We start from the raw sequence: 22,652 nt of genomic DNA on the forward strand, positions 1-22,652 counted from the left end.
GGTCAACGAGTTGAGAGGAGGCTTTGCCTCCTCTTTTCTTTTTGAAGTTTACTCTGTTGTCATGTGCTTGCGGTTGGCTGCTGAGAAACAGGCTAAATAAACGCACGTACCTCTTTATTTTTTCAGGTTTTTTCCTATAATGCCCATAACTACTCCCCAAGACGGTTATGGCAGAAGACAGCGACCTCGAAAAAACCGAAGAGCCTAGCGGAAGGCGAATCGAGCAGGCCCGCGAGCAGGGTCAGGTCCCCCATTCCCGTGAACTTGGTACTTTTCTTGTTCTGATTGTTGCTGGCTCGGCTTTTTGGATGATGGGCAGCTGGTTTTCGCAGCGCGTCATGGCAATTGCCCGCAAGGGTTTGTCCATCGAGCCGAAGTTCATGCATGAGCCTGCCCAGATGCTGCCCCGGTTGGCTGATATATCCGGTGATGCCTTGCTGGTGTTTTCTCCCTTGCTTGCGCTGCTGTTGCTGGCTGCCGTGTTGCCGCCCTTCTTTTTGAATGCCTGGGTTTTCGCGCCGAAGGCTTTGGTGCCGGATATCAATCGGATGAATCCGCTCACCGGTTTTGGGCGCATGTTTTCCTGGAACAGCCTGATGGAGTTGGGCAAGGCTGTTCTCAAGGCCGGTTTGGTTGGCGGTGTTGCCGTCATGTTGATCTGGAAAGAGCGTGACGAAATTTTCGGTCTGCTGGCCCAGCCGCTAGAGGCGGCCTTGGCCCATGCCGGGCATCTGGTCAGTTTTTCCTTCCTGATGCTGGTTGCAGCCCTGGTGCTGGTTGTGGCGGCTGATGTTCCCTTCCAGCTCTGGCAGCATTTCGACAAGCTGAAGATGACCAAGGAAGAGGTCAAGCAGGAAATGAAGGAAATGATGGGTGATCCGCATGTCAAGGGACGCATCCGCAGTCTTCAGATGCAGGCCGCGCGCAAGCGGATGATGGCCTCGGTGCCGCAGGCCAATGTGATTGTGACCAATCCGACCCATTATGCGGTGGCGCTTTCTTACCAGGCTGGCATGGCTGCACCGAAAGTGGTTGCCAAGGGCGTGGGGGCGATCGCGCTCAAGATACGTGAGGTCGGGGCCGAGCATGCGGTGCCGGTGCTTGAGGCGCCGCCATTGGCGCGAGCCTTGTACAAACATGCCGAACTTGACGCAGAAATTCCCTCCGCTCTGTACAACGCAGTCGCGGAGGTTCTTGCTTATATCTATCAGCTTGCCAACTGGCGTCAGGAGGGCGGTGTTTATCCCGTGCCGCCGCGCGACCTCTCGGTGCCGCCCGAACTCGTTCCGGAGGCTGCGTAAATGGCCGCTCCTTCACTTGGCATGCAAGGCTTGCTGACCCGCCTCAATGTGACGCAGCTTGCTGCGCCTATGCTGATTCTGATGATCCTGGCGATGATGGTCTTGCCATTGCCGGCATTCGCACTGGATCTGTTGTTTACCTTCAATATCGCCATTTCGATTCTGGTGTTGCTGGTAGCGGTCAACACGCAAAAAACACTCGATTTCTCGGTTTTCCCGACGGTTCTTCTGGTGACTACGCTGTTGCGTTTGTCCCTCAATGTGGCATCGACCCGGGTGGTCATGCTTGAAGGGCACAAGGGGCCAGACGCGGCCGGCAAGGTGATCGAGGCCTTCGGACACTTCCTTGTTGGCGGTAATTTTGCGGTTGGTATCGTCGTTTTCCTGATCCTGGTGGTCATCAACTTTGTCGTTATCACCAAGGGTGCCGGCCGCGTTGCCGAAGTCTCGGCACGCTTTACGCTGGATGCCATGCCAGGCAAGCAGATGGCAATCGATGCCGACCTCAACGCCGGTCTGATCGGCGAAGAAGATGCGCGCAAACGGCGCCAGGATATTTCGCGCGAGGCCGAATTCTTTGGCTCGATGGACGGTGCTTCCAAGTTTGTGCGCGGGGATGCGGTGGCCGGCATCGTTATCATGCTGCTCAATGTGGTTGGTGGTCTGGTGGTTGGGGTTGCCCAGCACAACATGGAGATCGGGCTGGCGGCCAAGAATTACACGCTGCTGACGATTGGCGATGGCTTGGTCGCGCAGATTCCCGGTCTGATCATTTCAATCGCCGCCGGTATGGTGGTGACCCGCGTCTCCGATGATCGTGATATCGGCCAGCAGGTGGTTGGTCAGATGTTTCGCAATGCCAAGGCTATTGCGATTACCGGCGCCATTGTCGGCTTCCTCGGCTTGATTCCGGGAATGCCCAATCTGGTGTTTTTGACGCTGGCTTCCGGGTTGGGCTGGGCTGCCTGGAAAATGCAGAAGAAAGAGCAGCAGATCGTTGCCGCACCGGTCGCGGTTGCTCCTGCGCCGGCTCAGGAATCGATGGAGGCGACCTGGAATGACGTGGCGCCGCTTGATGTGCTTGGTCTGGAAGTCGGCTATCGCCTGATTCCGCTGGTCGACAAGTCGCAAGATGGCGAATTGCTGCGCCGTATTCGTGGTATCCGCAAAAAGTTCGCCCAGGAAGTCGGCTTCCTTGTCTCGCCGGTCCACATTCGTGACAACCTCGAATTGAAGCCGAATGCCTATCGTATCCTGCTCAAGGGCGTCGAAGTTGGCATGGGCGAAGCCTATGTCGGCCAGTTCCTGGCCATTAATCCCGGACGCGTTGCCGGTACGCTGAATGGAACGGCCACCAAGGATCCGGCCTTTGGTCTGCCGGCCACCTGGATTGATGGTGGTCAGCGTGATCAGGCGCAGGCATACGGATACACCGTGGTTGATTCGTCGACGGTGGTTGCCACGCACCTGAATCACCTGATTTTGACTCATGCCGCAGAGTTGCTGGGTCGTCAGGAAGTGCAACAGTTGCTCGAGCATCTGGGCAAGGAAATGCCCAAACTGGTCGAGGACCTGGTGCCCAAGATATTGCCGCTTGGAACCCTGCAGAAAATTCTTCAGGGCTTGCTCGATGAAGGCGTCCATATCCGCGATATGCGCACCATCATCGAAACGGTCGCCGACCACGCGACACGCACGCAAAATGCCGACGAACTCACGACCCATGTCCGCAATGCGCTGGGTCGGGCGATCGTCCAGCAGCTCTTCCCGGGAACCGGTGAAATGCAGGTCATGTCACTCGACCCGACCTTGGAGCGCTTGCTGGCCCAGGCTGTTGCCGGTGGTTCGGAAAATACCAGTTTTGAACCCGGCCTGGCCGATACCCTGGTCCGGGAAACCGCCGCGGCTTCGGCTCGCCAGGAGGGGCTTGGCCTGCCGGCGGTTCTTCTGGTGCCAGCCAGCCTGCGCCTGCTTCTTTCCCGCTTCCTGCGCCGTACCGTTCCTCAGTTGAAGGTGCTGGCCCATAACGAAGTTCCAGAAACACGAATTATCAAGGTGACCTCGATCATCGGAGGTAAGACATGAACGTCAGAAAATTCATCGCCGCCAACGCAAGGGATGCCTTGAGGAAAGTGAAGGAGACGCTCGGCAACGATGCGATCATCCTCTCCAACCGGGGGATTCCCGGTGGGGTTGAAATCATGGCGGTGGCTGCTCGCGACATGGCGATGATCGTGCCGACCCAGGTTGCCGACAGCACCCCGCCCGAGCGCCGTCCTGCCCCAGCCCCGGTCTCAATGCCCGAAGCTGACGATGACTACCGTGTCCTGCTCAGCTCGGCTCGTGCCAATCTCGCACAAAGTGCGCAGCCGCGTCCGGTTGCTCCGGCACCAACGCGTCCGGTCGCGCCGACGGTTGCTTCGCCGCGTTCCACTGGCACCGTTAATGCCGGTATCCCGCGCACCGGCTCGTTGCGCAATCTGGAAATGGGCCGGCCGCAGCAGTCGACCGTTCAGCCGCAAGCGCCGATTCCGAATCCGGTGCAGCAGCAGGTCCGTCCGCAGCAGGCGCCGCAAAGTGTGCAGCCCAAGCCGGCGGCCGAAGTTGTGCCGATGGAAGTGATGGACGAAATCCGTTCGTTGCGCCGGATTGTTGAGCAGCATCTCGCCGGTTTTGCCTGGGGCGAGTCGGCTCGTTCCGAGCCGGTAAAGACGGATGTCCTGCGTCAGATGCTGGATGCCGGTTTTTCGCCGCAGTTTGCGCGTGATCTGCTGGCTGATTTGCCGCTCGGAATGGATGGTTCGCAGGCCATGGCCTGGGTCAAGGGAGCGGCTGACCGTTCGCTGTTTACGATCGGTAATGAGGGCGATATCGTTGATCGGGGTGGTGTCTATGCGCTGGTCGGCCCGACCGGCGTTGGCAAGACGACGACCACGGCCAAGCTGGCGGCGCGTTGCGTGCTCCGCCACGGTCCGAGCAAGGTCGCGCTGGTCACCACTGATGGCTACCGGATCGGTGCCCACGAACAGTTGCGCATTTATGGCCGCATTCTTGGAGTCTCGGTTTATCTGGTCAAGGATGCTGCCGAGTTGCGTCAGACTCTGAAAGAACTGCAGCACAAGCATATGGTGCTTGTTGATACGATGGGCATGAGCCAGAAGGACAAGCTGGTGCCCGAACTGACCGACATGCTTGCCGGTTGCGATGTCCAGCGCTTGCTCCTGCTGTCGTCCACGTCGCGCGGCGATACGCTCGACGATGTTGTGCGGGCTTACGAAGGTGACAACCTGGCCGGCTGCATTCTGACCAAGATTGACGAAGCGGCAAGTCTCGCTACGCCGCTCGATGTGATCATGCGGCATGGTCTGAAGCTGCACTATGTATCCAATGGCCAGCGGGTGCCGGAAGATTTGCACCTGCCGAACCGGGGTTACCTGTTGCATCGTGCCTTCAAGGACGTGCCGGATAATTCGCCGCACAAATACGACGGTGTTGAGCCGGGGCTGCTGATGGCTAACGCCGGTATGGTTGCGGCAGGTGGGCGTCGTGGCTGATTTTCGCGTCGATCAGGCGGCTGGCCTGCGCCGTCTGCTTGGTGGTGGCGGGCAACTGCAGGTCGTGACCTTCGTTGCGGGCTGCGAGGGAGTCGGGCGCAGTGTTTCCGTGGCGAATATCGGTGCCGCCCTGGCGCGCCTCGGCAAGGAAGTGCTGATCATCGACGAGCACGCCTCGCGCGACGATATCGCCTCCTCATTTGGTTTGATCGCTCACTACGATCTGCTCAATGTCGTCCAGCGCGAACTGAGCCTGGCTCAGGTTTTGTTGCAGCCAATGAACGGCTTGCGTGTTTTGCCGGCCGCGAAGGCAGTCAAGAAGCTGGGGCGGCTGTCGTTGCCGCAGCAACAGACTTTGCTCGATGCGATGTCCGGCCTGGAGCGTCCGGTTGATGTGATTCTGGTTGATGCCAGCATGGCGCACCCGCATGGTTTTTCGCCCTTCGGTCTCGCATCGCAAGAAGCGGTTGTCGTGTTGTCGGGGAGTAGTGCATCGATCACCGAGGCCTATTCGCTGATCAAGAAAGTCAGTCATGCCTTCTCGCGGCGCCAGTTCCGAATCCTGGTGAATAAGGTGCGCAGTCAGCCTGATGCCCGTTCGATTTACGAGAATATTGCGCAGGTGGCCGCCCAGCGCGGCATTGCCCGTCTTGACTACGCCGGCGCGATTCCCCTTGATGAGTCGTTGCGTCAGGCCAGTCAGCTGTGTCGTTCGGTCCTTGTTCAGGCGCCTGACTCTCCTTCCGCCCATGCTTTCCGTGACATCGCTGCTGACCTGCTTTACTGGCAGCGTGGCGATAGCGAGGCGGGCGGTGTCGAACAATTCATGCAGCAACTGCTACACTTGAGCCAACGCATAACCCCGAACGTATTACGAGCCTGATGTATACCGCTGCAGGGCAGCCAGACAGGGAACAGTTGGTTCAGCGCTTCGTGCCGCTGGTGAAGCGCATCGCCTATCATTTGATGGCCCGCCTGCCGGCCAGCGTTCAGTTCGACGATCTGGTGCAGAACGGAATGCTCGGCTTGCTCGATGCCATGGAACGCTACCAGGAAGGTTTTGGCGCCCAGTTCGAGACCTATGCCACACAGCGCGTGCGCGGTGCCATGCTTGATGGCCTGCGGGAAAATGACTGGTTGCCGCGCAATCTGCGGCGCGAGTTGCGCCGCATCGAGGCGGCCATCAGTCAGCTTGAACATACTCACGGCAGGGCGCCTTCCGAGCGCGAACTGGCTGAGGCTCTCGAGATGTCGCTCGAGGATTACCAGAAAACATTGCATGAAGCCCGCGGTCACCAACTGGTCTATTTTGACGACTTCGCCGGCGATGGCGAAGAGGGCTTCCTGGAACGGCACTTCACCGACAATGACGCAGATCCGGCCAATATTCTCGAAGACAAGAAGGTCAAGGAAACCCTGGTCGCAGCCATTTCCCGTCTTCCCGAGCGCGAGCGCCTGATGATGGCTCTCTATTACGAGCAGGAGCTCAATCTGCGGGAAATCGGTGAGGTCATGGGGGTGACCGAGTCCCGCGTTTGCCAGTTGCACAGTCAGGCGATTGCGCGTTTGCGCAGTCAGGTGATCGGCGAGTTGCCGGCTGCAAAGAAACGCCGCAAGGAGAAGGCGAGTGGATAAGATCAGTCTGGCTGGGCTGGCTATTGGCTTGATCGCCATTCTCGGCGGTCAACTGCTGGAAGGTGGCAATATTGGTTCGCTGGTCCAGCCGACCGCGTTATTGATTGTCTGCGGCGGGACGCTGGGTGCCGTGTTGCTGCAAAGTCCGCTGCATGTCTTCAAGCGCGGCGTCAAAATGGTCAAGTGGGTTTGGGTGCCACCGGTCATCGAGCAGAAGCGTCTGGTTGACCAGATTCTCAACTGGAGCCAGTTGTCGCGGCGTGAAGGCTTGCTGGCGCTGGAGAACTTCATTCCCGGAATCAAGGATGAGTTCATCAAGAAAGGCTTGCAGTTGCTTGTCGATGGAGCCGATCCGGAGCGTATTCGTGAATTGCTCGAGGTCGAAATCAATACGTTCGAGGAAGAGTGGCGTCAGTCGGCCAAAATATGGGAGTCGGCCGGCGGCTATTCGCCGACCATTGGTATTCTTGGTGCGGTGATGGGGCTGATCCACGTGATGGAAAACCTCTCCGATCCGACCAAGCTGGGCTCAGGCATCGCGGTCGCTTTCGTTGCCACTATCTATGGTGTCGGGCTGGCCAATCTTGTCTATCTGCCGATTGCCGGCAAGCTCAAATACTACATTTCGCGGATGGTCTCGAGTCGCGAGATGCTGATTGACGGTCTGGTCGGGATTGCGGTTGGCGATAACCCGCGCATCATCGAAGGCCGCCTCCGGGGTTACCTGCTGTAATGGCCCGCAAGCGCCGGGTCGAGGAGCCCGAAAATCACGAGCGCTGGCTGGTTTCCTACGCCGACTTCATTACCCTGCTTTTTGCGTTTTTCGTGGTGATGTATGCGATCTCATCGGTCAACGAAGGAAAATACAAGGTTTTGTCCAATTCCCTGACCAACGCGTTCAGGAATGTGACGGCCGAAGTTGGAGGGCAGCCCATCGCGGTGATTCAGGGGGCTCCACCCATCCCGCCGCAGCCTATCCTCAAGCCGGACAAACTGCCGGAGCAGGTCCAAGCGGAAGAGAAAAAACTCGAGCAGCGCAAGAAAATGAAAAATGTTGCCGGCGACATCATGGCTGCGCTGCAGCCGCTGGTTGCCCAGGGCAAGGTGCGATTGCTGGAAACCAGCCGGGGCGTGACGATCGAGATCAACGACAGTATTCTCTTCCCGGCCGGCCAGTCGAAGCTGCAGTCGGCATCGATCAGTGCCATGCTGGCGATTGCCAGTGTGCTGGCTCAGTCGGATTTTCCGATCACGATCGAGGGACATACCGACAACGTTCCCATTGCCACGCCGCAATTCCCATCAAACTGGGAGCTGTCGGCGATGCGAGCAACGACCGTTCTGCGCTTGTTCAATGATGGCGGTGTCGGGGCCGAGCGCCTGACGGCGATTGGTTATGGTGAAACCCGGCCGCTGGAAACCAATACGACGGTGGAAGGCCGGGCGCGTAACCGGCGAGTGAGTATTCTGATCGACTCGAACCGCCCTGAGGAGCCAACCGAAATTCCGCAGCCTCGCAACGCTACGCCTTGATTGGCTTCAGGCCGAATCGACGATCCGGCTGCCGGTGAGTTGTGAGGCTTGCCCGTTGCTGCCGTAAAGTGATTGTTTCTGGGGTTGCAGGGTCAGGGCGGACAGCAATTCGCTGGTCTGGTTGAGGTGCATGCTGACCAGACTGCTGTTCAGGTTGTTGAGGGCTTTCGCCTCACGCGCCAAATCCATCAGCTTTTTCCAGTTGGCCGCAATCCCCGGTTGTCCTGGGGTGCTCTCCAGCCACCGGGCCATTGCGGCCCCGATGTCTTGGCCGTCTGGAACGCCGAGCAGGGTTGCCCGCATTCTTTCCAGGTTGTTCAACTGTTCGATCAGTTGAGCCTTTTCCATGGCCAAGTCAGCCAAGGGGCTGACATTGGCTTGTTTCAGCGCTTCGCATTCCTTTTTCAGGAGAGCGACAAAACCTGAAACCAGATCGATTTCCTGTTTTGTGATTGATGCCAGATCAGCCATCAGGCTTGACGCTTGCCAACCAGGTCGCGGGCGGTCTCGATCAGTCGGTCGGCGATGGCCTCGGGATTGATCGTGAAACGGTTTTCGGAAATTGCCTGACGGATTTCCTGGATGCGCGCCGAGTTGACCGGTGGCTTTTCAGTGCCCTGCAAACTGCCGGCGAGCGGACTCAGGCTGACGGCTTCCTGGGTGCTGCCGGCTGTCGTCGGTGCCTGGGTTGTTCGCGGAGCGACGGGCGCTACTGTAGGTTTGTATGAGCTATCGATTTTCATTTTGGATCTCGCAATGCTTTAGAACTCAATCCGGTTAACGGTTGCATGGGGTAAAACTTTAGGCCTAAAAAGCAATTTCTATGCTGCCGTCGGATTTGGCAACGCCACTGACGGTTTGTCCCGAGTTCATGCGAATCTGGGCGATCTGGCCTTCGGCGGCGTTATTGAGCGCCTTGCCTTCGCCGCTGACGGCAAAGCCGTTGCCTTTGGAAATGACCCGTACGCTTTGTCCCTGGTGAATGACCAAGGGGGCGAGCAATTGGTCGCTGCGCAGAGGCTGACCTGCACCCAGTGAGTTGCGCAAGGTCTTGCCGATGGCGTTTGCCGGGTCGGTGATGACGCCGGTTGGCTGGTTGCTAAGGTCGCCGGTCATTGTCACGAGATCGCTGGCCTGAATCAGCTGTCCTGCGCCGAGCGGGCGGACCGTCGTGACGTAGCTGCCAGTCGTGACGATCTGGACCGGGACCAGCGCACTCCAGATATTGGGCCCCAGGCAGCGCACGCCGACATGAGTCCTGCCGCTAAGTCGGGTTCCCGGAGGTGCAAAGGCTTCGTGTGCCGAGCACGGGGGGAGTCGAAGGGTGTCCAGCTTGCCCATCGTGATGGTGGTTTTGCCGGGTATGCCTTGCGTTTGCTGGCGTACGAAGCGTTCAGCGGTATCCAGCGCTGCATCGTTTTCGGCCGCGATTAGCGGTCGACCGATGAGGAGCAGCAAAAAAGCAAAAAAGAGAAGGCGGGCATGCATGCCGTCATTTTGCCCGAGCCGGGATCGGGATGGAAAATAAAAATCGCCGTAGGCAGCGGCAACTTTTGCCGAGCATTGTCGATCTTATTGCCGGATCGGCCCGTTTATCGCGTGTATTGCTTGGCATGGACTGTGCTTTTGTTGAAGGCAAAACAAAAGGAGTTTCCCATGGGCAGTCTTGAGCAGCACTTGTCGGTATATAGCCAGGCGATGAATTTGCGCACGCAGCGGCATCAAGTGCTGGCGTCGAATATTGCCAATGCCGATACCCCACACTACAAGGCGCGTGATTTCAGTTTCGAGAGTGCCATGCAGAATGCAATGGCCGGTCGCGGCGGGGATTCGATTGCCATGGCAACGACGTCGGGCGAGCACATCCGGGCTGGTGGTTCCGGCGCTCAGGCGACATTGCAATATCGTACGGAAACCCAGTCGGCGGTTGATGGAAATACCGTTGATATGGATGTCGAACGCGCTCAGATCACCGATAACGCGCTGCAATATCAGATAGTCAGTCAATTTATCAGCGAAAAACTCAAGGGCATGCGCAGTGCCTTGGCATCGACTTCGGGTTAAGGAGAGCTGAATGAGCTTGTTTAATGTGTTCCAGGTGTCTTCCAGCGCCATGACGGCGCAGTCGATGCGTCTCAATGCCGTTGCTTCCAATCTGGCCAATGCCGACAGCGTTGTCTCGGCGGATGGCAAGCCCTATCGCGCCAAGCAGGTGGTGTTCGAAGCAACGCCGATGGGCAGCGTCGGCCCGTCCTCGACCGGCGTGCGGGTGCGCCAGGTGGTGGAGGATCCCTCGCCGGCGCGCATGGTGTACGACCCGAAAAATCCGGCGGCTGACGAGAAAGGCTATGTTGCCTTTTCCAACGTCAATGTCGTCGATGAAATGACCAACATGATTTCTGCCTCGCGTTCCTACCAGACCAACGTCGAGGTCATGAATACCGCTAAGACCATGATGCTGCGTACGCTCAGCATCGGCCAGAGCTAACCGGAGATAGTCATGAGTACCGTTAATTCGACAACGAGCAGTGCTGATGTCATCAAGACCTTGAATGCCTCGAGTTCAAGCAGTTCTTCGAGTTCAAGCAGCAGCGCTCAGGATTTGCAAAACAGTTTTCTGACCATGCTGACGACGCAGTTGCGGAATCAGGATCCCTTGAATCCGATGGACAACTCGCAGATGACGACGCAACTGGCACAGATCAGTTCGCTGGAAGGTATCCAGAGTCTGAATACAACGCTGACTAGTCTGCTGGCCTCTTACAACACCTCGCAGGCATTGCAGGCGGCCGGTGCAATTGGTTCGCAGGTTCTGGTTTCTGGCAGCGGTTTGACGCTCGCCAGCGGAGCTGCGCAGGGCGGCGTTACGCTGGCGGGGGCTGCCGACAAGGTTACCGTCACGATCAAGAACAGCGCCGGCAAGGTCGTCCAGACTCAGGAACTGGGCAAGCAGGCTGCCGGTACGGTGGCCTTCCAGTGGGATGGCAAGAATGCCAGCGGTACACAGTTGGCTGACGGCAAATATACCTTCTCGGTTGAGGCCTCGTCCGGAGGCAGCAAGGTAACAACGACGCCGATTCAGGTTGGCACGGTATCTGCTGTAGTGAAGAGCGGCTCGTCGTTTGTTCTTGAGCTTAGCTCGGGCGATACGGTCGCATTCAGTGATGTTCTGCAATTCATGTAATTCCGGGAGACGGCAATGGCATTCCAACAAGGGCTGAGCGGCCTTAATACATCCTCCAAGGCGCTGGATGTCACCAGCAACAACATCGCGAACGCGAGTACGGTTGGTTTCAAGGGCGCATCCACTCATTTCGCCGACGTCTATGCAGCTTCGCTCAATGGTAGCGGTGCTTCACAGGTGGGTATCGGTGCGGCAAACAGCGCAATCGCCCAGCAATATACCCAGGGCAATATCACGACGACCAGCAACTCGCTGGATATCGCGATCAATGGCGGCGGCTTCTTCCGGATGAGCCAGAACGGCGCGGTGACTTATACCCGCAATGGTCAATTTCACGTCGATGCCAAGGGTTTTATCGTGAATGACCAGACGGATAATCTGACTGGTTATCCGGCGGATGCGAATGGCAACGTTGTGCCGACGACGGCGCAACCTCTGCAGATTTCTACCGCCAGTATTGCGCCGCAATCAACGGGCTCTACCTCTGAGGGGGTTACGGCTCAACTGCAACTGGACTCGACGAAGAGTGCTCCGGTCACGGCGTGGACCTCTCCTACCGGCACCAATGCGCCGGAAACGGATACCTACAACTATTCGACCGCACTGACCATCTACGACTCACTCGGTAATCCGCATACGGCCACGATGTACTTTGTGAAGAGTACGCCGGCTGCAACCGATCCGACTGGTACGACCGGGGCTTGGGACGTTCACTACCAGATCGATGGTACGAGTGAAGCCAATGTGACGAGTGGTGCCTCACGACTGGCTTTTGATGCAAACGGCAAGTTGTTGACCACGATGCCGCTGGCCTTTTCCATCGATTTGAATCAAGTGATTACTGACCTTGATCCGCTCGATGTGAATGATGCGGGTAGTCCTCTGGCGTTCAATTTCGATTTCACCGGTACGACCCAATACGGCAGCTCTTTCGCTGTCAACAAGCTGACTCAGGATGGCTATGCCGCCGGTAATCTGGCCGGATTGTCGGTTGGTAGCGATGGCATCATCAAGGGTAATTACAGCAACGGTCAAACAAAGAACCTCGGTCAGGTCGTGCTTTGCAATTTCACGAATCCGAACGGCCTGCTCGCTATGGGTAACAACTCCTGGATCGAAACAGCGGACTCCGGTCAGCCGCAGATTGGTACGCCTGACAGCGGCACGCTGGGTGTCCTGCAGTCCGGAGCCGTGGAAGACTCCAACGTGGATCTGACCGCAGAACTGGTCAACATGATCGTCCAGCAGCGCAATTATCAGGCGAATGCACAGTCGATCAAGACGCAGGACCAGATCATGCAGACCCTGGTCAATATTCGCTAAGACGACCGGAGCTGACTGAATGGATCGCCTGATCTACACCGCAATGACCGGTGCCAAGCATGTCTTCATGCAGCAGGCCGGTACGGCAAACAACCTGGCCAATGCCAGCACGATTGGCTTCAAGTCGCAGGAGCATCGTTTTCGTGCCGTGCCGGTGGAAGGTGCGGGGATGCCGACGCGGGCATTTGTGGTCGATGCCTCAGTCAGTGATGTGATGGATGAGGGGCCGTTGATGTTTACCGGCCGAAATCTGGATGTTGCGGTAAATGGCAAAGGCTGGCTTGCCGTGCAGTTGCCTGATGGTAGCGAAGCTTATACGCGGGCTGGTAGTCTGGATGTCGATGTGACGGGCCTGTTGCAGACCAAGGGCGGATATTCGGTAGTTGGTGATGGTGGACCGATCAACATTCCGCCCGACAACACGATCGAGATCGCTCCGGATGGTACGGTATCTGTCGTGCCAAGCTTTGGTACGCCGAATAACGCCAATGCGATTGGGCGAATCAAGCTGGTTAATCCGCCGGAGGCGAATATGGTGCGGGGCGCTGACGGCTTGTTCCGGATGCGCGATGGTCAGGCCGCACCGGCCGATCAGACTGTCAAGCTGACCTCCGGCACCCTGGAGGGCAGCAATGTGAATGTGACGGATGCCATGGTCAATCTGATCAGCCTTTCCCGTCAGTTCGAGATGCAGATAAAGATGTTGCAGACGGCAGATACCAACGCTCAGCGCGCCGATCAGCTGCTGTCGCTTAGTTCCTGATAGGACATAAATCATGATTCGTTCCCTGTGGATCGCCCGGACAGGTCTGGATGCCCAGCAAACCCAGCTGGATGTCATTTCCAATAATCTGGCCAACGTCAGTACCAACGGTTTCAAGCGCGGTCGCGCCGTTTTCGAGGATCTGCTTTACCAGACCCTGCGTCAGCCGGGTGCTCAGTCCTCACAACAGACGCAGATTCCGAGTGGCCTGCAATTAGGTACGGGTGTGCGTCCAGTGTCTACGGCCCGGATCTTTACCCAGGGCAATCTTCAGAAGACCGACGGTACGCTCGATATGGCGGTTCAGGGGAATGGCTTTTTCCAGATTCTTCTGCCGGATGGAACGACCGGTTATACGCGGGACGGCTCCTTTCAGAAAGATAATCAGGGGCAGATCGTTACTTCGGATGGCTATCCCCTGCAGCCCAATATCACGATTCCCGCGAATGCGCTGAGCGTGACGATTGGTACCGATGGCACCGTCTCGATCACCCAATCGGGCAGTTCAGCGACGACCCAGATCGGCAGTATTCAACTGGCGACCTTCATCAATCCGGGTGGTCTGCAGAGCATGGGTCAGAATCTCTTTCTTGAAACTGCCGCGAGCGGTACGCCAACCCCCAATACGCCGGGTACCAACGGCGCCGGTGTCGTCAATCAGGGCTATGTCGAAACCTCAAACGTCAATGTTGCCGAAGAACTGGTGACGATGATCCAGACTCAGCGTGCCTATGAACTCAATTCCAAGGTGGTGTCGACGTCGGATTCCATGCTTGGTCGCCTGACTCAGTTGTGAGGTGATGTGATGAGAAAACTTAGCTGGCTTGCCGTGGTTTTTTGTGGCGCCTGCAGTACGGTACCCCCCACGAATGTTCATCAGCCGATGTCGGCGCGTCCAATGCCGCGCTACGAAGCTGCGCTTGCCAACGGCTCAATTTATCAGGCTGCGAGCAGTCGACCGTTGTTCGAGGATAGGCGGGCGCGTTACGTCGGCGATACGATAACCGTCACGATTACGGAAAGCACCTCGGCTTCGACCAAGTCGAATGACAAGCTCGACAAGTCCAATACGTCGAGTGCTTCGATCACCGGGCTGAACGGTTTGCTGGGCAAGTCGCTGGTTGGCTTGAATTATGAGACGAACAGTGCGAATGCCTTTAGTGGCAAAGGCGAGGCGGCAAACAACAATATCTTTACCGGCAATATGACTGTTACCGTAATCGATGTTTACGCCAACGGGAATTTGCTTGTCTCGGGCGAAAAGCAACTGGCGATCGGCCATGAGCAGGAGTATGTCCGAATCTCCGGAGTGGTCAATCCGAGCTTCGTGAGTGCCGCCAATACCATCGCTTCGTCGAATATCGCGGATGCCCGCATTGAGTACAAATCCTCCGGTCAGATCAGTGATGGCCTGGTGATGGGGTGGCTGGCACGTTTCTTCCTTAATGTGATGCCATTCTGAGAAAGATCTCGCGGAGGCGCATCATGAAGAGCAATAGCGGCAAAGTATTCCGGCAAGCGGCAATTGTGGCCGCCTGCCTGTTGCCGTTCTGGAGCCAGATGGCTTTTGCGGAACGAATCAAGGATCTGGCCAGTATCCAGGGCGTTCGCAACAATCAACTGATTGGCTACGGGATCGTGGTCGGGCTGGATAATACCGGTGACCAGACGACGCAGACCCCATTTACGACCCAGGCGATTGGCAACATGCTTTCGCAAATGGGGATCAACCTGACCTCGGATCAGGCATCCAAGCTGCAATTGAAGAACGTCGCGGCGGCGATGATCACCGCGAGCATGCCGCCTTTTGCCAAACCGGGGCAGCCGATCGACGTGACGGTTTCATCCATGGGCAACGCCAAGAGTCTGCGTGGCGGCACGCTGCTGATGACGCAGCTCAAGGGGGCAGACGGGCAGGTTTATGCGATTGCCCAGGGCAACATTCTGGTGGGCGGTGTGGGTGCCTCCTCCGGTGGCTCAAAAGTTACAGTTAATCACCTTTCGGCAGGGCGCATACCCGATGGTGCGACTATTGAACGGGCCGTTCCCTCTGCCCTCGGTCAAGGTGGATTCGTCTATTACGAGTTGAGTGCGACCGACTTCGGTACGGTGCAGAACGTGGTCGATGCCATCAACAAGAGCATGGGTCCGGGAACGGCGCAGGCGGTCGATGGGCGGCGCATCGCTGTTCGCGCGCCAGAGGAAAGTGATGCCAGGGTTTCCTTCCTTGGTCGGATTGACAATCTCGATGTCAAGCCGGTCCAGAGCGCCGCAAAGGTGATTGTCAATCCGCGGACCGGGTCCGTGGTGATGAATCAGCGTGTGACGCTGGATGCATGCGCTGTAGCGCATGGCAGTCTTTCCGTGGTCATCGATGCGCCAAATCCGGCAATGGGCCAGGGGGCGGATATCCAGGTCAAGCAGGAGGGGGGCAGCTTGATGAACGTCAAGGCGGGCGCCAGTCTGGCCGAGGTGGTCAAGGCACTGAATGCATTGGGTGCGAATCCACTGGATCTGCTCGCCATTCTGCAGGCCATGAAGGCCGCAGGTGCGTTGCGCGCTGATCTCGAAATCATCTGATTCATCGCCATGTCGTTCAAGATTCAGGACAGTCCAAATCGGGCAGCGTTTGATGTTACGTCAGCCCAGGATTTGCGCGCCCAGTTCAAGAAGGATCCGCAGCAGGGGCTGAAGGCAGCGGCCCAGCAATTCGAGACCCTGTTCCTGCAAATGGTCATGAAAAGCATGCGTGATGCAACGCCGCAGGATGGCATGCTCGATAGCGATTCGACACGTTTCTACAATGGTTTGCTCGATCAGCAGATGGCGCAGAACTTGTCGACCAGTGGCAAGGGTGTTGGCTTCGCACGTTTGATCGAGCAGCAGCTCGGACGCAATATGGTTTCAGCGGAAGGGCAGGCGGCTCCAGGTGCGCCGGCAAATGCTGCCGGCAATGCCTTGCCGCTGACCGCCGCGGACGCGCGACATCTGCAATATACACAGGTACCGAGCAGGTTGCCGACATCATCGGCTTATCCCTCTGCCGTTAACTTGGCTCCGAATTCGGCAACCGGCACCGCAGCTTCCGATGCCCCCGTGTCGTCAAAGGAGTTTGTAAATCGAGTCTGGCCAAACGCGGTGGAAGCGTCACGGTCGACAGGCATTCCTCCCCAGTTTCTGGTTGCCCAGGCCGCGCTTGAGAGCGCCTGGGGGCGCGGTGAGATCCGCAGAAGTGACGGTTCGACCAGTTACAACCTGTTTGGTATCAAGGCTGGAAAAAGCTGGAATGGCGCAACGGTCGACGCGACGACAACCGAGTATGTCGATGGGCAGGCGCAGCAAAAGATCGAGAAGTTTCGTGCTTACGGCTCATACGATGAAGCGTTCCGTGATTACGCATCCTTGCTGCGCAGCAATCCGCGTTACAGCGGTGTGATCGGCTCGCAGGATGGCGCGGAGTTTGCTAAAGGATTACAGAAGGCCGGATATGCAACTGATCCGGCCTACGCCGAAAAGCTGAGCCGGATCATTAATGGTCCTACCTTGCGTATGGCATTGGTTGGTTAGGGATCAAGTTAATCCTGCTTGTGTCGTTAACAAGCAGGAAGGAGAGTGGAAATGGGTGGTTTAATCAGTATCGCGGTCACAGGAATCAATGCAGCTCAGGCTGGATTGCTGACCACCAGCAACAATATTTCCAACCTCAGTACTGCGGGATATACCCGTCAGCGTGTGGTGCAGGCATCGAATCCGACCATCATGACCGGGGCTGGCGGCATCGGCCAGGGCACGCATGTTGTGACCGTTGAGCGCATGTACAGCGAGGCATTGACCAAACAGGTGCTGAGTGCGCAGACCAACGTCAGTTCGCTTGACACCTATAACGCCCAGATTTCCCAGATCGACAATATGCTGGCGGATAAAACCTCGGGCTTGACGCCCGTGGTGCAGGAATTCTTTGATGCCATTCAGGCGGTGGCAACCAATCCGTCGTCCACCTCTTCGCGTCAGTCGATGATTTCCGCTGCCGATACCATGGTGACCAGCTTCCAAAGCATGTATAGCCGCCTGGATGAAATGAAGGATGGTGTCAATTCGCAGATTTCCAGTCTGGTGACATCGATCAATACTTATACCCAGGAAATTGGTGATATCAACCAGCGGATTATTTCTGCCAGTTCTCTCAATGGACAGGCTCCTAATGATTTGCTCGACAAACGGGATCAACTGGTTTCGAAGCTCAACGAGTTGGTCAAGGTTAATGTGACGACCGACACCGATGGCAGCTACAACGTTTTTGTTGGGAGTGGTCAGCAATTGGTGGTTGGCAGTCGGGTGACCCAGATGGCTGCAGTTGCCTCCTCGGCCGATCCATCACGGATTGTGGTCGGTCTGGTCGGTGCAGCAGGTAATGTGCAGGAACTGCCGGAGTCCTTGATTACCGGAGGGGAACTGGGTGGGTTCCTGAGCTTTCGCTCGCAGGCGCTTGATACTTCGTTCAATCAATTGGGCCTGATGGCCAGTTCGATGGCGCTAACCTTTAATGCCCAGAACGCCCTGGGTCAGGACATGCTCGGTAATATTGCCGGAGATACCGGCTTCATTGCAGATTTCTTCAAGATTAGCCAGCCAACAGTCACCTCCCGCTCCAGCAATGCAGTTGGCAGCCCGACGGTTTCTGCGAGCTTTGATGCGGCTTCGTATAACGGAACGAATTTCTACACGGATCTGACTTCCAGCGACTATCAGCTTTCTTATGATGGCAGCAATTTTTCATTGAAGCGTCTATCGGATAATACTGCCTGGTCCGGGGCCTCGATCGCCGATATCAATACCGCTTTGGCGGCTGACCCCCAGGGGTTCAGCTTGAGTTCAACCGCTGGTGCTTTTGCTGCCGGTGATAGCTATCTGATACAGCCTACGCATTTTGGTGCACGCCAGTTTTCTGTCGATAGCAGTGTTGCTGCGGATCCCCGACTGGTTGCTGCGGCTGCCCCAGCAAGGGCCTCCGCTGCATTGACCAATACAGGAAGTACTACGGTCGGTTCAGTCAGTGTCGGTCCCAATTATTCGACAAATGGTTTGCCGCTGGCGATCAGCTATGACGGAACCGGTTTGACCGGCTTCCCTGTGGGGTCGGTAACGGTCACTGTCGGTGGCAATCCACCGGTGACTTACCCGATCACGGCGACAACCGATACGGTGACCTTTACTTCAGGGGCAACCTACACAATCAACGCGACCAATACGGCAGCTTCGCCAGCAGGAGTGTCGCTGGTTTTTTCCGGTGTGCCGGCAACCGGCGACGCGTTCACCGTTGCTGCCAACAGCAGCGGTGTTGAGGATGCCAGCAATATCGTCAGGATGGGCAATTTGCAGACCCAAAATACGATGTTGGGTGGCTCGGCAACCTATCAGGATAACTATGCTGCTTTTGTTAACGACATTGGCAACAAGACTTCAGCCTCCGAGATTTCCTCATCAGCCCAGACTACTTTGCTGTCGCAGGCTACAGCAGCACGTGAATCAGTTTCCGGAGTCAATCGTGACGAAGAGGCGGCTAAATTGATCGAGTATCAGCAGGCGTATCAGGCCTCCGCCAAAATCCTCGAAATTGCCTCCAATATTTTTGATACCTTGATCTCGCTTGGGTAAAAAGAGGTAAATCATGAGCATGAGAATTAGCACCCAGCAACTCTATAACGGCGGAACCAGTGGTATTCAGCGTTTGCAGAGTGAGGTTTATACCCTGCAGAATCAGGTGGATACGGGACGGCGGATCGTGACGCCCAAGGACGATCCGGTTGGTGCGGCGCAGGTTCTGGTGGTGACCCAGACCCAGGCGGTCAACGAGTTGTATATCAAGAATCAACAGACGGCGACCACCAAGCTCGGGGCGCTTGATAACGTCCTGGGTGGGGTTGGTGAGGAGCTGAAAAATATTTACGACAATGCTTTGGCGGCAGGTAATGGCAGCTACTCCGACTCCGAGCGTGCTGCGGTGGCAAGCGAACTCTCCGAGCGGTTAAAAAATCTGGTATCTCTTGCCAATTCGCAGGATGGGACCGGGCGTTACATATTCTCCGGCTTTCAATCAACGACTACGCCATTTGCCTTGAGTGCAAATGCTTCACCCTATTCATTGAGCAATGCTTACATGAGTTACAGTGGTGACGATGGTGTTCAAGCCTTGCAGGTCAGCGCCAGCCAGAATCTGGAAACCAGTGTGCCGGGAAGCGAGGTGTTCATGCGCGTCAAGGATGCCGCTGGCAATGTGACCGGGCGAAGCATGTTTGATGCAGTTCAGAACATGGTCAACTTCCTCAAGACTCCGGGAGCGAGTGCTTCTTCGGCGACCTACACTCAGGCGCTCGGTGATATCACCGCTTCAATGGATAATGTATTGACTGTCCGTGCTGGGGTCGGCTCCAAACTCTCGTCTCTTGAGAGTATTTCGAACATGGCTGCAGATCAAAAACTTCAATACAAAGAGCAACTCTCCAATCTCGAGGATCTTGATTACGCCTCGGCGCTTTCCAGTGTGTCACAAAAGAAACTCCAGCTTGAAGCGGCCATGGCATCATTTACGCTAACTTCCAAACTCAGCCTTTTTGATTACATATGAGTGCTGTCAAAGCGTTACTGGCCTGCCTGCTTTCGGCCTTGATGCTGACTGCTTGCAGCACGACGGGAGATTCCAACGCTTCGCCGCTGATTCCGGACAAGGCGCTGAGGTTGACCGCCCAGACCTCGATTTCCCTTTCCAATCTGGCAACTGGTGCGTTGATTATTGGTGCCATTCAGCTGATTTATGATCCTTTGGCCCCGAACTGGGAAATAGAGGAAGCCCGCCTCTCGGAAAATACTTATCGTTTTTCGATGAAGATGAAGCGCTATCACACCGGTGGGGCTGGCGAGTCGATTCAGATATTGAAGCGCCGGGCGCGGCAGTTGCAGCTGGCGCAAGGCTACACCGCGTATCAGTTGATGGAATTTACCGAAGGTATCGATTCGCAGACAATCGGTGCGCGTCGGATTGCCGAGGGGACGATTCGCCTTGTGCAGCGAGATCAGGCAGATTCTTTTTTGCAGAACGAGCTTTACTGATCGCGGCTTCTTTAGCGGGCGGGAACCGCAAATCCCAGCATGGCACTCATGCCGAACTCGAAGAGTGCCTGAAGAGGTTCGGCAAGGTAATTGAGGCTGATTGCCAGTCCGACAAAACCGATGCTGAGGGTCAGTGGGAAGCCCAGGGCAAAGATGTTCAGTTGTGGTGCGGCCCGTGTCAGAACAGCCAGGGCTACGTTGGTAATCATCAGTGCAACGACGATCGGTAATGCCAGCAGAAGCCCTGCGGAGAATATTTTGCCGCCCAGCTCGGCAAGGTTAAGCCAGCTTTCAGCGGCGAGTGGCAATGCGCTGACGGGAATGGCTGTAAAACTTTGAGCCAAGGTCCCGACATAGAGCAGGTGACCATTCAGCGAGAGAAACATGAGCAGGGAGAGAAGGCTCATGAATTCGGTGATGACAGCCGTTTGTGATGAGTTGAGCGGGTCGTAGGAGGTGGCAAATCCCAGCCCCATTTGTGCGCCGATGAATTCCCCGGCAAAATCTACTGCGCTGAACACGATTTTTGCAGCAAAGCCCATACCCAATCCGATCAGGATCTGTTGAGCAAGAATCCATAGTCCAAACAAGGATGCCGGCGCTACGGACGGCATTGTCGGTAGTCCCGGCGCGATGGCAACAGCGATACTGATGCCGAGCACCAGGCGAGTACGGCGAGGGATGCCAGCTGTACTCCAGAGTGGGGCCGCAGCGATAAAGGCAAGAATGCGCGCCAGTGGATAAATGAAGGCGGCAATCCACGTATCGAGCTGAACTGAAGTCAGGCTGATCATCTCAGCCGATCAGTTGCGGGATGCTCTCGAACAGGCGCTGGATATAGTCCATCAGGTATTGCAGCATCCAGGGCCCGACCAGAAGCAGGACGAGAAACATCACGACCAGCTTCGGAACGAATTGCAGCGTCGCTTCGTTCAATTGGGTAGCCGCCTGGAAGATGCTGACGATCAGGCCGACCACCAGGGCAGCCAGTAGCATCGGAGCGGCAATGGTCAGCGTGACTTCGATTGCCTGGCGGCCGATTTCCATGACGGTGCCGGGGGTCATGCGCCGAAACTCTGAATCAGTGAGCCAATGACGAGATGCCAACCGTCAACCAGGACGAACAGCATGAGTTTGAATGGTAGTGCCACCATCACTGGCGACATCATCATCATACCCATGGACATCAGCAGGCTGGCGACCACCATGTCGATGACCAGAAAGGGGATGAAAACGATAAAGCCGATCTGGAAAGCCGTTTTCAGCTCGCTGATGACGAAAGCCGGTACCAGGATGCGTAGTGGCGTGTCTTCAGGCTTTTCGATCTTGTCAATCTTGGCAATGCCGGCAAATAATGCCAGGTCTGACTCTCGGGTCTGCTTGAGCATGAAGCCGCGCATCGGGATCGCCGCCCTGTCTGCGGCCTGCATGATGTTGATCTTATTTTCGGCGAGTGGCACGTAGGCATCGGTATAGACCTTTTCGAGCACCGGGGACATCACGAAGAAGGTCAGGAACAGCGATAGTCCAACAATGACCTGGTTCGGAGGGGAGGTCTGGGTTCCCATCGCATGGCGGAGGAGGGAAAGGACGATGATGATGCGCGTAAAGCCGGTCATCATCAGCACCACGGCCGGGATGAAGGTCAGCGCTGTCATCAGCAGCAGCGTCTGGATCGTCAGCGAGTAGGTGGTGCCGCCACCTGACGCCGGGCTGCTGGTGATGGCAGGTAAGCCCCCTACCTGCGCGAGGGCAAGTGAGACTGGTGCCAGGAGCACAAGCAAGGCGAGGCTGCGCTTAAGCACGGTCGTTACCTCGTTCAGAAACTGCCTTGAACCATAGGGAAAAGGGTTTGTCTCCTGCCGAGTCCGGTTTGTCAGGGAATTGGCTTCCCTTGGGGAGCCGATGCAGGGTACGAATTTGACCGGGAACAATGCCAATAACCAGCCAGTCTTCGCCGACCTCGACAAGAACAATACGCTCGCGTGGACCGAGCGCCACGCCGCCAATGATTTTCATGTCGCCGTGGCCGAATCCCTTGCCGCCGGAGACCTTTCGCGCCATCCAGGCGGTACCGAACAGAATCCCGACAATCAGCAGCAAGGCAAGTCCTGCCTGCAGGTAGGTGCTCAACGAGACGCCGGTATTGGCGGCTTCGGCCGCGTGGGCGGAAAGAGGAAGCAGCAGGAGAAGGGTGCGCAACAGATGGCCCGGCATGAGTTGTGATCAGGCCGCTATCTTAATGCAAAGCA

26 protein-coding genes are annotated in these 22,652 nt (G+C 56.7%); 19 read left to right on the top strand and 7 right to left on the bottom strand.

What is annotated here, in order from left to right:
• Window positions 1-167 precede the first annotated feature (167 nt).
• The 7 genes from flhB to motD are packed head-to-tail and all read left to right on the top strand — an operon-like array spanning window position 168 to window position 8,023.
• Entirely contained in the window at window positions 168-1,301 is a 1,134-nt protein-coding gene (gene flhB / locus KIG99_RS14190) for a flagellar biosynthesis protein FlhB (protein ID WP_226460736.1), read from the top strand.
• A complete protein-coding gene (gene flhA / locus KIG99_RS14195) occupies window positions 1,302-3,386 on the top strand; it encodes a flagellar biosynthesis protein FlhA (RefSeq protein ID WP_226460737.1) in 2,085 nt (694 codons plus the stop codon). It begins immediately after the preceding gene.
• The gene (gene flhF, locus KIG99_RS14200) at window positions 3,383-4,855 is read left to right on the top strand and encodes a flagellar biosynthesis protein FlhF (protein ID WP_226460738.1); all 1,473 of its coding nucleotides are present in this window, start codon (window positions 3,383-3,385) and stop codon (window positions 4,853-4,855) included. The genes flhA and flhF overlap by 4 nt, the downstream gene beginning before the upstream one ends.
• Entirely contained in the window at window positions 4,848-5,738 is an 891-nt protein-coding gene (locus KIG99_RS14205) for a MinD/ParA family ATP-binding protein (protein WP_226460739.1), read from the top strand. Before flhF ends, KIG99_RS14205 begins: the two co-directional genes overlap by 8 nt.
• Window positions 5,738-6,490: an RNA polymerase sigma factor FliA gene (locus KIG99_RS14210; protein ID WP_226460740.1), complete on the top strand. Its 753-nt coding sequence runs from the start codon at window positions 5,738-5,740 to the stop codon at window positions 6,488-6,490. The genes KIG99_RS14205 and KIG99_RS14210 overlap by 1 nt, the downstream gene beginning before the upstream one ends.
• Window positions 6,483-7,223, top strand: a complete 741-nt coding sequence (locus KIG99_RS14215; RefSeq protein ID WP_226460741.1) for a flagellar motor protein — start codon at window positions 6,483-6,485, stop codon at window positions 7,221-7,223. The genes KIG99_RS14210 and KIG99_RS14215 overlap by 8 nt, the downstream gene beginning before the upstream one ends.
• Entirely contained in the window at window positions 7,223-8,023 is an 801-nt protein-coding gene (gene motD, locus KIG99_RS14220; RefSeq protein WP_226460742.1) for a flagellar motor protein MotD, read from the top strand. The genes KIG99_RS14215 and motD overlap by 1 nt, the downstream gene beginning before the upstream one ends.
• A gap of 6 nt (window positions 8,024-8,029) precedes the next feature.
• On the opposite strand, the gene KIG99_RS14225 is transcribed toward motD, so the two are convergent.
• The 3 genes from KIG99_RS14225 to flgA form a co-directional block, all read right to left on the bottom strand.
• Window positions 8,030-8,494: a flagella synthesis protein FlgN gene (locus KIG99_RS14225; protein ID WP_226460743.1), complete on the bottom strand. Its 465-nt coding sequence runs from the start codon at window positions 8,492-8,494 to the stop codon at window positions 8,030-8,032.
• Window positions 8,494-8,766, bottom strand: coding sequence for a flagellar biosynthesis anti-sigma factor FlgM (gene flgM / locus KIG99_RS14230; RefSeq protein ID WP_226460744.1), 273 nt, complete (start codon window positions 8,764-8,766; stop codon window positions 8,494-8,496). The genes KIG99_RS14225 and flgM overlap by 1 nt, the downstream gene beginning before the upstream one ends.
• Before the next feature lie 64 nt (window positions 8,767-8,830).
• Window positions 8,831-9,511, bottom strand: coding sequence for a flagellar basal body P-ring formation chaperone FlgA (gene flgA, locus KIG99_RS14235; RefSeq protein ID WP_226460745.1), 681 nt, complete (start codon window positions 9,509-9,511; stop codon window positions 8,831-8,833).
• Between flgA and flgB the strand changes: the two genes are divergently transcribed.
• From flgB to KIG99_RS14295, 12 genes are all read left to right on the top strand, one after another.
• Entirely contained in the window at window positions 9,506-10,087 is a 582-nt protein-coding gene (gene flgB, locus KIG99_RS14240) for a flagellar basal body rod protein FlgB (protein WP_226460746.1), read from the top strand. The two genes, flgA and flgB, sit on opposite strands and share 6 nt — an antisense overlap.
• Before the next feature lie 10 nt (window positions 10,088-10,097).
• The gene (flgC, locus tag KIG99_RS14245; RefSeq protein WP_226460747.1) at window positions 10,098-10,511 is read left to right on the top strand and encodes a flagellar basal body rod protein FlgC; all 414 of its coding nucleotides are present in this window, start codon (window positions 10,098-10,100) and stop codon (window positions 10,509-10,511) included.
• A gap of 12 nt (window positions 10,512-10,523) precedes the next feature.
• On the top strand, window positions 10,524-11,207 hold the full coding sequence (locus KIG99_RS14250) for a flagellar hook assembly protein FlgD (protein WP_226460748.1): 684 nt from the start codon (window positions 10,524-10,526) through the stop codon (window positions 11,205-11,207).
• Between the two features lie 15 nt (window positions 11,208-11,222).
• Window positions 11,223-12,530: a flagellar hook protein FlgE gene (gene flgE / locus KIG99_RS14255; protein ID WP_226460749.1), complete on the top strand. Its 1,308-nt coding sequence runs from the start codon at window positions 11,223-11,225 to the stop codon at window positions 12,528-12,530.
• A 19-nt stretch (window positions 12,531-12,549) separates the two neighbouring features.
• Window positions 12,550-13,293: a flagellar basal body rod protein FlgF gene (locus KIG99_RS14260; RefSeq protein WP_226460750.1), complete on the top strand. Its 744-nt coding sequence runs from the start codon at window positions 12,550-12,552 to the stop codon at window positions 13,291-13,293.
• Between the two features lie 13 nt (window positions 13,294-13,306).
• Window positions 13,307-14,089 carry a flagellar basal-body rod protein FlgG gene (gene flgG / locus KIG99_RS14265; RefSeq protein WP_226460751.1) on the top strand — a complete coding sequence of 261 codons (783 nt, stop codon included), beginning with the start codon at window positions 13,307-13,309 and terminating at the stop codon, window positions 14,087-14,089.
• A gap of 102 nt (window positions 14,090-14,191) precedes the next feature.
• Window positions 14,192-14,755 (top strand): flagellar basal body L-ring protein FlgH, encoded by a 564-nt coding sequence (locus tag KIG99_RS14270; protein ID WP_319002393.1) that lies wholly within the window; start codon window positions 14,192-14,194, stop codon window positions 14,753-14,755.
• A 23-nt stretch (window positions 14,756-14,778) separates the two neighbouring features.
• The gene (locus KIG99_RS14275) at window positions 14,779-15,873 is read left to right on the top strand and encodes a flagellar basal body P-ring protein FlgI (protein WP_226460753.1); all 1,095 of its coding nucleotides are present in this window, start codon (window positions 14,779-14,781) and stop codon (window positions 15,871-15,873) included.
• A gap of 9 nt (window positions 15,874-15,882) precedes the next feature.
• On the top strand, window positions 15,883-16,860 hold the full coding sequence (gene flgJ / locus KIG99_RS14280; protein WP_226460754.1) for a flagellar assembly peptidoglycan hydrolase FlgJ: 978 nt from the start codon (window positions 15,883-15,885) through the stop codon (window positions 16,858-16,860).
• Between the two features lie 51 nt (window positions 16,861-16,911).
• Window positions 16,912-18,948 (top strand): flagellar hook-associated protein FlgK, encoded by a 2,037-nt coding sequence (flgK, locus tag KIG99_RS14285; RefSeq protein ID WP_226460755.1) that lies wholly within the window; start codon window positions 16,912-16,914, stop codon window positions 18,946-18,948.
• A 13-nt stretch (window positions 18,949-18,961) separates the two neighbouring features.
• Window positions 18,962-19,918: a flagellar hook-associated protein FlgL gene (gene flgL / locus KIG99_RS14290; RefSeq protein WP_226460756.1), complete on the top strand. Its 957-nt coding sequence runs from the start codon at window positions 18,962-18,964 to the stop codon at window positions 19,916-19,918.
• A complete protein-coding gene (locus tag KIG99_RS14295) occupies window positions 19,915-20,400 on the top strand; it encodes a hypothetical protein (protein WP_226460757.1) in 486 nt (161 codons plus the stop codon). The genes flgL and KIG99_RS14295 overlap by 4 nt, the downstream gene beginning before the upstream one ends.
• An 11-nt stretch (window positions 20,401-20,411) precedes the next feature.
• Here KIG99_RS14295 and fliR read toward each other — a convergent pair whose 3' ends face one another.
• Genes fliR through fliO form a run of 4 tightly spaced genes read right to left on the bottom strand, consistent with a single transcriptional unit; the run spans window position 20,412 to window position 22,617 of the window.
• Entirely contained in the window at window positions 20,412-21,194 is a 783-nt protein-coding gene (gene fliR / locus KIG99_RS14300; RefSeq protein WP_226460758.1) for a flagellar biosynthetic protein FliR, read from the bottom strand.
• Between the two features lies 1 nt (window position 21,195).
• A complete protein-coding gene (gene fliQ / locus KIG99_RS14305) occupies window positions 21,196-21,465 on the bottom strand; it encodes a flagellar biosynthesis protein FliQ (RefSeq protein ID WP_226442631.1) in 270 nt (89 codons plus the stop codon).
• Window positions 21,462-22,205 carry a flagellar type III secretion system pore protein FliP gene (gene fliP / locus KIG99_RS14310; protein WP_404817885.1) on the bottom strand — a complete coding sequence of 248 codons (744 nt, stop codon included), beginning with the start codon at window positions 22,203-22,205 and terminating at the stop codon, window positions 21,462-21,464. The genes fliQ and fliP overlap by 4 nt, the downstream gene beginning before the upstream one ends.
• Complete coding sequence (fliO, locus tag KIG99_RS14315) at window positions 22,198-22,617, bottom strand: flagellar biosynthetic protein FliO (RefSeq protein ID WP_226460759.1); 420 nt, start codon at window positions 22,615-22,617, stop codon at window positions 22,198-22,200. The genes fliP and fliO overlap by 8 nt, the downstream gene beginning before the upstream one ends.
• Between the last annotated feature and the right edge of the window lie 35 nt (window positions 22,618-22,652).

Origin of the sequence: Quatrionicoccus australiensis, from assembly GCF_020510425.1 — a bacterium.
In the GTDB taxonomy this organism is placed as follows: domain Bacteria; phylum Pseudomonadota; class Gammaproteobacteria; order Burkholderiales; family Rhodocyclaceae; genus Azonexus; species Azonexus australiensis_A.